This is a genomic window from Sphingomonas kyeonggiensis (assembly GCF_014204495.1).
Taxonomy (GTDB): Bacteria; Pseudomonadota; Alphaproteobacteria; order Sphingomonadales; family Sphingomonadaceae; genus Sphingomonas; species Sphingomonas kyeonggiensis_A.
The window spans coordinates 889,863-901,995 of record NZ_JACHLN010000003.1 but is presented as its reverse complement, the minus strand read 5'-3'; the positions used below and the strand labels follow the sequence as shown (position 1 = coordinate 901,995).

Here is a 12,133-nt window from a genome sequence, read left to right as displayed (position 1 = left end):
GCGCTGATCTGCATCAAGATGGGCGCGGGGAAATCCGGCGGGCAGGTGCCGGGGGAGGCGCGTCATCCCGGCAATGGGCCGGGATGACGCAAATTGCCGGATCAGGCGAAGACGCGATCGAAGATCACGTCGACATTCTTGTAATGATAGCCGAGGTCGAACTTGTCCTCGAGCTCCTGCACCGAAAGCGCCGCGGTGACTTCGGGATCGGCCTTGAGCAGTTCGAGCAGCGAGAGCTGGCCGTCCGATTCCCAGACCTTCATCGCGTTGCGCTGGACGAGGCGATAGCTGTCCTCGCGGCTGACGCCGGCCTGGGTGAGCGCGAGCAGCACGCGCTGCGAATGGACGAGGCCGCCCATCTTGTTGAGGTTCTTCAGCATGCGCTCGGGATAGACGAGCAGCTTGTCCATCACGCCGGTGAGGCGAGCGAGGGCGAAGTCGAGCGTGATCGTCGCGTCCGGGCCGATATAGCGCTCGACCGAGGAGTGCGAGATGTCGCGCTCGTGCCACAGGGCGACATTCTCCATCGCCGGGACAGTCGCGCTGCGCACCATGCGGGCGAGGCCGGTCAGGTTCTCGGTGAGCACCGGGTTGCGCTTGTGCGGCATCGCCGACGAGCCCTTCTGGCCGGGCGAGAAATATTCCTCGGCCTCGAGCACTTCGGTACGCTGGAGGTGGCGGACCTCGACGGCGAGGCGCTCGATCGACGAGGCGATCACGCCGAGCGTGGCGAAGAACATCGCGTGGCGATCGCGCGGAATCACCTGGGTCGAGACCGGCTCGACCGACAGGCCGAGCTTGTCGGCGACATGCTGCTCCACGCGCGGATCGATATTGGCGAAGGTGCCGACCGCGCCCGAGATCGCGCAGGTGGCGATGTCCGCGCGGGCGGCGAGCAGGCGCTCCTTGTTGCGCTTGAACTCGGCATAGGCCTCGGCGAGCTTGAGGCCGAAGGTGACCGGCTCGGCATGGATGCCGTGGCTGCGGCCGATCGTCGGGGTGAGCTTGTGCTCATAGGCGCGGCGCTTGAGCACTTCGAGCAGCTGGTCGAGATCGGCGAGCAGGATGTCCGACGCACGCGCCAGCTGGACCGCGAGGCAGGTGTCGAGCACGTCCGAGCTGGTCATGCCCTGGTGCATGAAGCGCGCTTCGTCGCCGACCTGCTCGGCCACCCAGGTGAGGAAGGCGATCACGTCATGCTTGGTCACCGCCTCGATCGCGTCGATCGCGGCGACGTCGATCGCCGGGTTGGTCGCCCACCAGTCCCACAGCGCCTTGGCGGCGCTCTTCGGCACCACGCCGAGTTCGGCCAGCGCCTCGGTCGCGTGCGCCTCGATCTCGAACCAGATGCGGAAGCGCGCTTCGGGGGACCAGATCGCGGTCATCTCGGGGCGCGAATAGCGGGGGACCATGGATTTTCCTTTCTCGGGCCGGCGCGGCCGTTGCAGGCGCGCCACAGGGCAAATCAAATGCGACGAGGCGGCACCTAGCAGGGGTGGGCTGAGGCTGCAACGGCTGAAATTCGGAACAACATCCCCAGATGGATTGTTGTTACCGTGAATGGATCAATAGATCTAAAGCTGGGCGGTTATACTAATCGTCCAAAACAACAGAGGAGAAATGCAAATGTTGAAGCCGATGCTTCTTGCTACTTCTATGCTGTTTGCTGTTCCGGCTTTCGCGCAGGAAACGCCTGCGCAGGATAATAGCCAGCCGCAGCAGACTGCGCCCGCTTCGGAACAGGCGACTCCGCCTGTAACCGATGACAAGGCGCCGGGCGCGCCGGCGCAGGCGGCCACCGCACAGGCGAATCCGGCTCCGGCCGATCCGTCGACGCAGCCGGCTCAGCCTGCCCAGGGCGTCGCCCAGGATAACGGCGCGGCGGCTCCGGCTCAGCCTGCCACGGGCGTAGCGGAAACCGCGAATCCCGAAGCGACTCCGGCCGCGACCCAGGAACAGGTCGCCCAGGCGGTGGGCCGCGACTTCGGCAGCTATGACAAGGATGCCGATGGCAAGCTGAGCCAGACCGAGTTCGCCGACTGGATGGGCTCGCTCCGCAAGGCTTCGGAGCCCAGCTTCCAGCCGGGTACGGCCGAGGCGACCAGCTGGTCGAGCCAGGCCTTCACCAGCGCCGACACCGACAAGAACGCGTCGGTGAACAAGCAGGAGCTGACGGTGTTCCTGACGCCGAAACAGCCCGGCTAAGACTTTCGTCGCGCCGCCATACGCATGGCGCTTACTCCCGAACGGCCGTCGGACTTGCCTCCGGCGGCCGTTTGGTTTGGGCGGCGTGCTTGGTTGCGGATTCGGTCCGCCGGTCAAGGGGTGGCGATCGTCGTTGGCGTGGGGCGAATTAATCTGGATTAGTATCGCGATTGCCTTGTTGCTCTCGCTATGCTGACATCGCCTGAATTTCCGGGGGGGAGATTATCGGATGCGCGCAATATTGCTTCCCGCGCTTTTGCTCATGATGCCTGGGCAAACCGTGTCACGCAGTTGGGTGGTATTCTTGGAGCCCAATTCCAGGACGCTGCCCGACTATACTGGGCAGACCATGGCTGAAATTAGAAATGCCCTGAAGGCAAATCCGAACGCATGGTTGCGGATATCGGGGCATACGGATCGTGTTGGTACGGAGGCGGCCAACATGGTGAAGAGCCGTAACATGGCCAATATCGTGGAGGGGTCTCTTAAAGTCGGTTTTGATCCAAGCCGGTTCAAAGTCTTTGCATATGGGGAGTCGCGACCGTCTGTGATGACGAAAGACGGCGTGCGGGAGATCATGAACCAACGCGTTGTGGTCGAATTGATGACTTCGCCGATGCCGGTTGTGAAGCTGGCGCCCCCAATTGCCGGGCGACAGCCCCCGCCAAGTGCGGCGTCCCGCCCGAAGGCGGTCACCGGTTTGGGGAAGGAGCAAAGATTGGCTCTGGCTCAGAAGTGCTTTTCTGTCGTTGGTCTGGGTGGGACTCAATACTCATGGGGTAATAGAGACATGGGGTCGGTCTACGATACAAGATTGGTGTATCGGCCGGGAGGTGTGTGCGGAAATCGTGCCAAATTGGTTGCCGTGCTTGGATGGCAAGGGGTGTTTGGAGGGTGCGATACCAAATACGAGCGCACATATATAAATAAGGAGTTTTTCGGTGGCTCCAAGGCAACTGAGCAGGCTTATAGCGCCGATCACGTAAACTGCATTGCCGCTGTTGATGTCATTGAACTTCATTGAGCCGATGAGAAGTGGGGCGCAGTGCGGTCGGTGAACATGGCGTGACGCCATGCGTGGGCGGAATCAGATCAGCCCCTGTCCCCGCAGCGACGCATGCCCGTCGCGGCCGATGATGATGTGGTCGTGCACCGATATCCCCAGTCCCTTGGCGGCGGCGGCGATCTGGCGGGTTATCTCGATATCGGCGCGGCTGGGGGAGGGGTCGCCCGAGGGGTGGTTGTGGACCAGGATCAGCGCCGCCGAGCCCAGGTCGATCGCGCGGCGGATCACTTCGCGGATATAGACCGCGGCCTCGTCGATCGTGCCTTCGCTCATCAGCTCGTCGCGGATCAGCATGTTCTTCGAATTGAGGTGGAGGACGCGGAAGCGCTCGGTGCTGTGGTGCGCCATGTCGGCGCGGAGATAGTCGAGCAGCGCCTGCCAGTTGGACAGCATCGGCCGCTCGGCGACTTCGGCGCGCAGCAGGCGGAGCGCGGCGGCCTGGGTGGCCTTCAAGGCGGCGACGCTGGTCTCGCCCATGCCCTTCACCCGGGCGAGTGCCTCGGCATCGGCGGTGAACAACCCCGCGATGCCGCCGAATTCGTGGAGCAGCGCCTTGGCCAGCGGCTTGGTGTCCTGCCGGGGAATCGCCAGCGCGAGCAGATATTCGACCAGCTCGTGATCGAGCAACGCGTCCGGCCCGCCCTCGAACAGGCGGCGGCGCAGGCGCGCGCGGTGACCGCTATTGTCCGGGGCCTCGGGCATCCGCGATTTGTTCCTGCAAATCCACAGTTATTCAAGGCGAGGATTTCGCCGATTTGGCGTTAGAGTTGACTCGCCCGGCCAGCATTCCTAAAGCGCCCGAGCAACGCGGCTGAAACAGTCGGCGATGCTCAATGTCGCCGCTCTCTCGGCGGCTTTTTTCATATCTGGAACGCCTTGACCGCCTTGACCCAAGACCGTGCTCCGAGCGACCTGGACCGCCGCATCGCCGATGCCAAGGCGGCCGAGGCTGCGCGCACCGGCCAGGTCGTCAAGGCGCCTGCCGATGCCAAGGGCTACAAGCAGGGCTCGCGCGTGCTGATGGACCTGATCGGCATGCCGCTCGGCGGTGGTATTCTGGGCTATGCGCTCGACCATTGGCTGGGTACCAGCCCGTGGCTGCTGCTGACCCTGCTCGTGCTGTCGATCGCGGCGGCTTTCCGAAACATCTACAAGATCTCGAAGGAGCGCGTTGAGTGAGCGCCGGCGCAATCAATCCGATGGAGCAGTTCGAGGTCGGCAAGCTGATCAAGTTCGATCTGCTTGGCTACGATCTCTCGTTCACCAACTCGGCCCTGTTCATGTTCGTCGTGGCGGGCCTGCTGTTCGTGTTCATGCTGGGCGGCATGAAGCGCTCGCTGATCCCGGGCAAGTGGCAGCTGATGGCCGAAGGCGCGGTGGGCTTCATCGATTCGATGGTGAGCACCAGCATCGGCAAGGGCGGCAAGAAGTTCGCCCCGTACATCTTCTCGCTGTTCTTCTTCATCCTGTTCGCCAACCTGGTGGGCATTCTGCCGCTGGCGGTGGTGCCGGGGCTGCACACCTTCGCGGTGACCAGCCACATCACCGTGACCGCGGTGCTGGCCTTCTTCTCGTTCGGCATCGTCCTCGCGGTCGGCCTCTGGAAGCATGGCTTCAAGTTCTTCGGCCTGTTCGTGCCGCACGGCGCGCCGCTGTGGCTGATGCCGGTCATCATCCCGGTCGAGTTCATCTCGTTCATGGTGCGTCCGTTCTCGCTGGGCCTGCGACTGTTCGTCGCGATGACCGCCGGGCACATCCTGCTCGAGGTGTTCGGCAGCTTCGCCGTGCAGGGCCTCAACGCGGGCGGCATCGGCTATGGCGTGTGGTTCGCGTCGATGCTGATGATCATCGGCGTGAGCGCGCTCGAACTGCTGGTCTGCGCGATCCAGGCCTATGTGTTCGCGCTGCTGACCTCGCTTTATCTCCACGACGCGGTGCACCTGCACTAAGTCGCGCTGTTCGTTTGGTTTATTGGATTACGTAGGGAGCTAGAAATGACTGACGTTGGTGCAATGTACATCGGTGCCGGCCTCGCGGCGATCGGCATCGGCCTGGCCGCGCTCGGCGTGGGCAACGTGTTCGGTTCGTTCCTCGAGGGCGCGCTGCGCAATCCGGGCGCTGCTGACGGCCAGCAGGGCCGCCTGTTCATCGGCTTCGCCGGTGCCGAGCTTCTGGGTCTTATCGCGTTCGTCGTCGCGATCCTGATCCTGTTCGTCGTCAAGGGCTAAGGTTCAAGGACAGCCAAGATGCCGCAGCTATCCCAAATCCCTGAGATCTACGCGTCGCAGCTCTTCTGGCTCGCGATCGTGTTTGCCCTCATCTATTTCGGGATCGGCAAGGCGATGGTTCCGAAGATCGAGCGTACGGTCGAAGACCGCAACGCCCGCATCGCCGGGGACCTCGCCGCGGCTGAGGCTGCCCGAGATGCTGCCCATGCGTCCGACGTGGCATATGAGTCCGGGCTGGAATCGGCCCGGACCACTGCCCTCGCGACGGTGACCAAGGCCAAGGACAAGGCGACCGCCAAGTCCGAGGCCGAGGTGAAGAAGGGCGATGCCGTGTCCGAGGCGAAGATCGCCGAGGCTACCGTGCGCATCGAAGCGACCAAGACCCAGGCGCTGGGCGAAATCGAGGCCGAGACGGTGGACGCCGTTCAGGACATCGTCGCCAAGCTCTCGGGCGTGAAGGCCGACCGTGCGTCGGTTACCAAGCAAGTGAAGGCGGCGCTGGCCAATGGCTGAACAACCTCATGGCATGAAGGCGGAGACCGGCACCGTGGAACTTCATCATGAGCCGTCGGCGTTCGGCATCACTGCGCCGGGCTTCGTCGCCATCGCGATGCTCGTGGTGGTCGGCATCATCCTGTGGAAGCGCGTGCCGGCGATGATCGGCAAGATGCTCGACGCCAAGATCGATTCGATCCGCCAGCAGCTCGACCAGGCAACCGCGCTGCGCACCGAGGCGGAGGCCGAGCTGGCCGCGGCCAAGGCGCGCAATGCCTCGAGCGAGGCGGATGCCGCCGCGATCGTCGCGCATGCCGAGGCGGAAGCCGCTGCACTGCTCAAGAAGGCCGAGGCGGACGCCAAGGAACTGACCAAGCGCCGCGCCAAGATGGCCGAGGACAAGATCGCCGCCGCCGAGCGCGCCGCGATCGCCGAAGTCCGTGCCAAGGCCGCCGATGCCGCCGCCGCGGCTGCCGGCGCGATCATCGCCGAGAAGCACGGCGCCGAAGCGGACAAGGCACTGGTCGACAAGACCATCGCCGGGCTCGGCCGACTGAACTGAGGTGCCGGAAGGGCGCGATTCCAGTTCGGCCCTTCCCCCCGCTATCGGCAGCGCATTGCCGCGCGCGCCGCGTGATCCCGGGCTTGTCGCCCTCCTGATTTCCTTCGCGCTGCTTGCCGCCGCGCTGATCGGCGCGGTGTTCCTGGTGCAGGGGCAACGGCAGTCGCAGCGCTGGGTGGCGCACACCCTCGAGGTGGAAGAGCAGCTGAGCAGCGTGCTTTCGGTCGTGCAGCAGGCCGAGACCGGCCAGCGCGGCTATCTGATCACCGGCAACGAAGCCTATCTCGAGCCGTTCACGCTTGGCCAGCAGGGCCTGCGCAGCGAGCTCGACGAGCTGCACCGGCTGGTGGCCGACAGCCCGGTTGAATCCGAGCGCGCGGCCAGGCTCGATACGCTCGCCACCGAACGGCTTGCCCGGCTCTCCCAGTTCATCGAGATGATCCGGCGCGGGGATGCCGCCGGCGTTACCGCCGGGGTGAAGACCGGTGTCGGACTCAACCAGATGCGGCAGATCCGCGCGCTGATCCTCGAGATGCGCGCGCATGAGGCGGCCTTGCTCGCCGAGCGCAACCGCCATGCCGCGCTGCAGACCAACCTGCTGCTGCTGTGGCTGGCATTGACCGCGATCGGCGTGGCGGTGGTCGCCTTCTTCGTCACGCGTACGGCGATGCGGCGCACCCATGCCGCCGTGCTGGCCCGCGATGCCGCGGAGGCGGCGCACGACCAGCTGCTCGCGGAGACCGAGCAGCGCGAGGCCGCCGAGGCGCAGCTCCGCCAGCTCGGCAAGATGGAGTCGATCGGCCAGCTGACCGGCGGTATCGCGCACGACTTCAACAACATGCTGGCGATCGTGATCGGATCGCTCGACATGGCCAAGCGGCGGATCCTCAAGGATCCCGCCAAGGCGGCCCAGTCGATCGACAGCGCGCTGCAGGGGGCCGAGCGCGCCGCGCAGCTCACCTCGCGCCTGCTCGCCTTTGCCCGCCGCCAACCGCTGGCCCCGGCCGCGCTCGACGTGAACCGGCTGGTCGCCGGCATGTCCGAGCTGCTGCGCCGCACGATCGGCGAGACGATCCGCTTCGAGACGGTGCTGGCGGGCGGGCTGTGGCCGGCCTTCATCGATGCCGGGCAGCTCGAGAACGCGCTGGTCAATCTCTGCGTCAACGCGCGCGACGCCATACCCGAAGGCGGCCGGCTGACGATCGAGACGGCGAACACCCATCTCGACGACGCCTATGCCTCCAGCCACAATGAGGTGGTGCCTGGGCAATATGTGATGGTCTCGGTCACCGACAGCGGCAGCGGCATGCCCGAGGAAGTGATCGAGCGCGCCTTCGATCCGTTCTTCTCGACCAAGGAAGTGGGCAAGGGTACCGGACTGGGGCTCAGTCAGGTCTATGGCTTCGTCAAGCAGTCCGGCGGCCATGTGAAGATCTATTCCGAGATCGGCCATGGCACGATTCTCAAGCTCTATCTGCCGCGCCATTTCGGCGAGGAAGACCGCCGCGCGGTGCCGGCGCCCGAGGCCGAGCTGCCGCAAGGCAAGGGCGAGATCATCCTGGTCGTCGAGGACGAGGAGCAGGTGCGGATCATGTCGGTCGATGCGCTGCGCGACCTGGGCTATGTCGTCATCCACGCCTCGGGCCCGACCCAGGCGTTGGCGATGCTCGACGATCATCCGAGCATCGACCTGCTGTTCACCGATATCGTGATGCCCGACATGACCGGCGCGACGCTGGCCGGGCGGGTGCGCGAGCGGCTGCCGCAGGTGCCGGTGCTCTACACCACCGGCTATACCCGCAACGCGATCGTGCATAACGGGATGCTCGACCATGACGTCGACTTCCTCGCCAAGCCGTTCAGCATCGGCCAGCTTGCCGCCAAGGTGCGGCAGGTGCTCGACCGCGAGGATTGAGCGGGGCGGGCCCGTGCCCGCCCGCGCCTAGAACTGGGTCGGCGCGTGGGTGAACGGGTTGGCCACCGCGGTGCCGCCCTTGCGCAGGCAGGCGAAGTCCATGATCGACTCGTTGATGCTGTTCGGCTTGGGCGTCTTGATCTCGTTCAACGTTTCCGACGGCTCGGTGCGGAGGAATTTGCCGCCCGGCGCGTAGAAGCTGTATTCGAGCGTGCGGAAGGTCTTGGCCTGGCAATTGAACTCGGTGCGGATCCTGGCGGCGATGATGCCCTCGCCGATCGGCTGGATATAGACGCTCTCGACATCGCCGATGATCTTGTCGGCGAGCGGGCGCAGGCTGGCCAGGTCGACATAGCTCTGCGTGTTGTCGTTGCCGCCGACATGATACCATTGCTGGGCAGCAGCGGGCGAAGCGAGCGGCAGAAGTGCGGCGGCCGCGAGCAGGATGCGCATGACGATTTCCCCCAGTTTGCGTGGCGCCATGCTGCCATGACTCCATTCCGGTGCAAAGGGCCGGGATGGCCGGGCCGGGCCGGGGACGCTAGGGTGAAGGCATGACCATTCAACGCTGGCTCCAGCTCGCCACCGCGCTCACTGCCCTGCTGCTCGTCTTCATGATCGGGGTTGCATGGCGCAGCGCGGTGGAGGAGCACCGCCGGGCGAACAACATCGGCGCGCGGACCGAGGCGACGATGCAACGCATCGAGGCGCGGGCGAACGCGCTGGAGAATGAAGCGGGGCGGTAGAAAGCAAATGAGGCTTCCTGTTCCCCGGCGGAAGCCGGGGTCCAGGGTTTCTATGCCGGTTCGCTTTTTGACCCCGGGCCCAGGCTTCCGCCGGGGAACAGCATTGTCTGCGATCAGCCTTTCGGCTTGCGGAACTTGTAGATGAACTGGTCGGTCTTGCCGCGGATCTCCGGGGTGAAGACGTTCGCCGTATGCGGGTCGGCCGGGTTGCGCAGCAGCGGCAGTTCGCCTTCGAACTTGAAGCCGACGCTCTCGATCTCGGCGCGGGCGGCGGCGGGATCGATGCGGTGCAGCGTCTGCGGCGCGGCGAAGTCCGGATCGGCGTTGGCGACATGGTCGACCACCAGCAGCACGCCGCCGGGCTTGAGCGAATCATAGAGCTTCTTCGCGATCGCCTTGGCCGAACCCGCGGGCCATGCCTTGAGGTGCATGTCGTGCCAGTTCTGCACCGTCACGATCGCGTCGAGCGGCTCGGGAAAGGCGAAGCTCTGCAGGCTGTCGCTCGACGGCACGACATTGGCGCGGCCTTCCACGGCCGCCTTCTGCTCGTCGGCATAGGCCGCGCGGAACTTGATGAACTCGGCGGGCTGATAGGCATAGACCTTGCCCTTCGCGCCGACGGTGGGGGCGAGGATGCGCGTCCAATAGCCGCCGCCCATGATGAAGTCGGCGACCTTCTCGCCCGGTGCGACTTCGGCAAAGGCGAGGATCTCGCCGGGGTGGCGGGTGGCGTCGCGATCCTTGTCGGCCTGCGGGCGGCCGGCATCGGCGAGCCCCTTGGCGATCGGGACGGGGACGGTCTGGGCGTGCGCGGCGAGCGGGCCGGCCAGCGCGAGCAGCGCGGCGGACAGGGCGAGTTTCATCGGACGACTCTCCTCCATGTGTTTGAGGCGAGCATGACACATTGATGTGGCCGTTCAAGTTGCCCGCGACGAAAGCGGACCCTAAATCCCGTGCGACGATGTCCGATCCCAACTCGCCCAATCGATTCAACGAAGAGACCGCCACCTTCGCCGTGCGCGGCGTCGATGCGCCTGACCTCGAGGCGGGCGTCGCCGCGATCCGCAACGTACTGAAGACGCTGCCGGCGCGGCCAGGCGTCTACCGGATGCAGGATGCGCGCGGCGACGTGCTCTATGTCGGCAAGGCGCGGGCGCTCAAGAACCGGGTGACCAACTACACTCAGGTCATGCGCCTGTCGAAGCGGCTGCAGCGGATGGTGGCGCAGACGCGGTCGATGACGATCGTCACCACCAACAACGAAGCCGAGGCGCTGCTGCTCGAGGCGCAGCTGATCAAGCGCTTCCGCCCGCCGTACAACGTGCTGCTGCGCGACGATAAGTCGTTCCCGTTCATCCTGCTGCGGCGCGACCACGATTTCCCGCGCATCCAGCTCCACCGCGGCGCGCGCAAGGTGAAGGGCGATTATTTCGGCCCGTTCGCCGGCGCCGGCCAGGTGCGCAAGACGCTCAACGCGCTGCAGAAGCTGTTCCTGCTCAGGAGCTGCACCGACAGCTTCTTCAACACGCGCGACCGGCCGTGCCTGCTCTATCAGATCCGCCGCTGCTCGGCGCCCTGCGTCGATCGCATCGCGCCCGAGGCCTATGAGGAGTTGGTCGACGACGCGCGCGACTTCCTGATGGGCAAGTCGACCAAGGTGCAGGCCAAGCTCGGCGCGCAGATGCAGGATGCGGCCGAAGCGCTCGATTTCGAGCTGGCGGCGATCCTGCGCGACCGGCTGAAGGCGCTGACCTTCATCCAGGGCAGCCAGGCGATCAATGCCGAGGGGGTGGGCGACGCGGATATCTTCGCGCTTGCCAGCAAGAGCGGCGTGATGGGTATCCAGGCCTTCTTCATCCGCGGCGGCCAGAATTGGGGGCATCGCAGCTTCTTCCCTGCGCACACCAACGAGGTGTCGGAGGACGAGGTGTTCGCGGCGTTCCTGATGCAATTCTACGAGGAAGTGCCGCCGCCGAAGACGATCTTCGTCGATCGCGACCTGGAGGAAGCGGCGCTGCTCGCCGAGGCGCTGCGCGAGCGCGCCGGGCACAAGGTGGCGCTGGGGGTGCCGCAGCGCGGGCCGCGCCGGCGACTGCTCGACCAGGCCAAGCGCAACGCGGTGGAAGCGCTCGACCGGCGGCTGGCCGAGGGCACGACCCAGGCCAAGCTGCTTGCCGAAGTGGCGGACCTGTTCGAACTGCCCGAGCCGCCCGAGCGGATCGAGGTGTACGACAACTCGCATATCCAGGGCACCAATGCGCTGGGCGCGATGGTGGTGGCGGGCCCCGAAGGCTTCCAGAAGAACCAGTATCGCAAGTTCAACATCAAGCGTCCCGAGACAGTTGCGGGCGACGATTACGGCATGATGCGCGAAGTGCTCAGCCGGCGCTTCGCCCGCGCGGTGGAGGAGGATCCGGACCGGCAGGGCGGCACCTGGCCCGATCTGGTGTTGCTCGACGGCGGGCGCGGCCAGCTGAATGCCGCGCGCGCGGTGCTCGAGGAGCTGGGCATCGAGGATGTCTGCCTGGTCGGCGTCGCCAAGGGGCCGCATCACGGGCGCGAAGGGCGCGAGGTGTTCCACCTGATGGATGGGCGCGAGCTGATGCTGCCGGTCAATTCGCCCTTGCTGTTCTATCTCCAGCGGCTGCGCGACGAGGTGCACCGCTTCGCGATCGGCGCGCACCGCGAGAAGCGCGCCAAGGCGATCGGGGCGAGCCCGCTCGACGAGGTTCCGGGTATCGGCCCGGCGCGCAAGAAGGCGCTGCTGATGCATTTCGGTACGGCCCGCGCGGTGCGTTCGGCGAGCCTGGAGGACCTGCAGAAAGCGCCGGGGGTCAGCGCCGGCGTGGCCCAGCAGGTCTATGATTATTTCCACGCGCGCTGAGCTGGAAACACTAAAGCACCATTTCTGCACAG

14 protein-coding genes are annotated in these 12,133 nt (G+C 65.6%); 10 read left to right on the top strand and 4 right to left on the bottom strand.

The features are described from left to right. Positions 1–101 precede the first annotated feature (101 nt). Positions 102–1,412, bottom strand: coding sequence for an adenylosuccinate lyase (gene purB / locus HNP52_RS18350; protein ID WP_184169049.1), 1,311 nt, complete (start codon positions 1,410–1,412; stop codon positions 102–104). 244 nt (positions 1,413–1,656) lie between these two features. Here purB and HNP52_RS18345 point away from each other — a divergent pair, with 244 nt between their 5' ends. Both HNP52_RS18345 and HNP52_RS18340 read left to right on the top strand, forming a co-directional pair. Continuing rightward, entirely contained in the window at positions 1,657–2,205 is a 549-nt protein-coding gene (locus tag HNP52_RS18345; RefSeq protein ID WP_184169048.1) for a calcium-binding protein, read from the top strand. 229 nt (positions 2,206–2,434) lie between these two features. Next, positions 2,435–3,229 (top strand): OmpA family protein, encoded by a 795-nt coding sequence (locus HNP52_RS18340; RefSeq protein WP_184169047.1) that lies wholly within the window; start codon positions 2,435–2,437, stop codon positions 3,227–3,229. A gap of 63 nt (positions 3,230–3,292) precedes the next feature. Here the strand turns inward: HNP52_RS18340 and radC are convergent, their stop codons facing one another. Continuing rightward, positions 3,293–3,973 (bottom strand): RadC family protein, encoded by a 681-nt coding sequence (gene radC / locus HNP52_RS18335; protein ID WP_184169046.1) that lies wholly within the window; start codon positions 3,971–3,973, stop codon positions 3,293–3,295. Between the two features lie 174 nt (positions 3,974–4,147). Here radC and HNP52_RS18330 point away from each other — a divergent pair, with 174 nt between their 5' ends. The 6 genes from HNP52_RS18330 to HNP52_RS18305 all read left to right on the top strand — a co-directional run bounded on the left by HNP52_RS18330 (position 4,148) and on the right by HNP52_RS18305 (position 8,471). Then, positions 4,148–4,450 (top strand): AtpZ/AtpI family protein, encoded by a 303-nt coding sequence (locus tag HNP52_RS18330; protein ID WP_409372648.1) that lies wholly within the window; start codon positions 4,148–4,150, stop codon positions 4,448–4,450. Beyond that, positions 4,447–5,220 carry a F0F1 ATP synthase subunit A gene (locus HNP52_RS18325; RefSeq protein WP_184169045.1) on the top strand — a complete coding sequence of 258 codons (774 nt, stop codon included), beginning with the start codon at positions 4,447–4,449 and terminating at the stop codon, positions 5,218–5,220. Before HNP52_RS18330 ends, HNP52_RS18325 begins: the two co-directional genes overlap by 4 nt. Before the next feature lie 63 nt (positions 5,221–5,283). Continuing rightward, positions 5,284–5,499: a F0F1 ATP synthase subunit C gene (locus tag HNP52_RS18320; protein WP_086130767.1), complete on the top strand. Its 216-nt coding sequence runs from the start codon at positions 5,284–5,286 to the stop codon at positions 5,497–5,499. Between the two features lie 18 nt (positions 5,500–5,517). Beyond that, positions 5,518–6,012, top strand: coding sequence for an ATPase (locus tag HNP52_RS18315; protein ID WP_184169044.1), 495 nt, complete (start codon positions 5,518–5,520; stop codon positions 6,010–6,012). Further along, on the top strand, positions 6,005–6,556 hold the full coding sequence (locus tag HNP52_RS18310; RefSeq protein ID WP_184169043.1) for a hypothetical protein: 552 nt from the start codon (positions 6,005–6,007) through the stop codon (positions 6,554–6,556). The genes HNP52_RS18315 and HNP52_RS18310 overlap by 8 nt, the downstream gene beginning before the upstream one ends. A 55-nt stretch (positions 6,557–6,611) precedes the next feature. Continuing rightward, a complete protein-coding gene (locus HNP52_RS18305; RefSeq protein WP_184169042.1) occupies positions 6,612–8,471 on the top strand; it encodes a CHASE3 domain-containing protein in 1,860 nt (619 codons plus the stop codon). Between the two features lie 27 nt (positions 8,472–8,498). Here HNP52_RS18305 and HNP52_RS18300 read toward each other — a convergent pair whose 3' ends face one another. Beyond that, complete coding sequence (locus HNP52_RS18300; protein WP_184169041.1) at positions 8,499–8,954, bottom strand: surface-adhesin E family protein; 456 nt, start codon at positions 8,952–8,954, stop codon at positions 8,499–8,501. 71 nt (positions 8,955–9,025) lie between these two features. Here HNP52_RS18300 and HNP52_RS18295 point away from each other — a divergent pair, with 71 nt between their 5' ends. Then, complete coding sequence (locus HNP52_RS18295; protein WP_184169040.1) at positions 9,026–9,217, top strand: hypothetical protein; 192 nt, start codon at positions 9,026–9,028, stop codon at positions 9,215–9,217. A gap of 113 nt (positions 9,218–9,330) precedes the next feature. Here the strand turns inward: HNP52_RS18295 and HNP52_RS18290 are convergent, their stop codons facing one another. Beyond that, positions 9,331–10,080, bottom strand: coding sequence for a class I SAM-dependent methyltransferase (locus HNP52_RS18290; RefSeq protein ID WP_184169039.1), 750 nt, complete (start codon positions 10,078–10,080; stop codon positions 9,331–9,333). A 98-nt stretch (positions 10,081–10,178) separates the two neighbouring features. On the opposite strand from HNP52_RS18290, the gene uvrC reads away from it, so the two are divergent. Beyond that, on the top strand, positions 10,179–12,101 hold the full coding sequence (uvrC, locus tag HNP52_RS18285; RefSeq protein ID WP_184169038.1) for an excinuclease ABC subunit UvrC: 1,923 nt from the start codon (positions 10,179–10,181) through the stop codon (positions 12,099–12,101). Positions 12,102–12,133 lie beyond the last annotated feature (32 nt).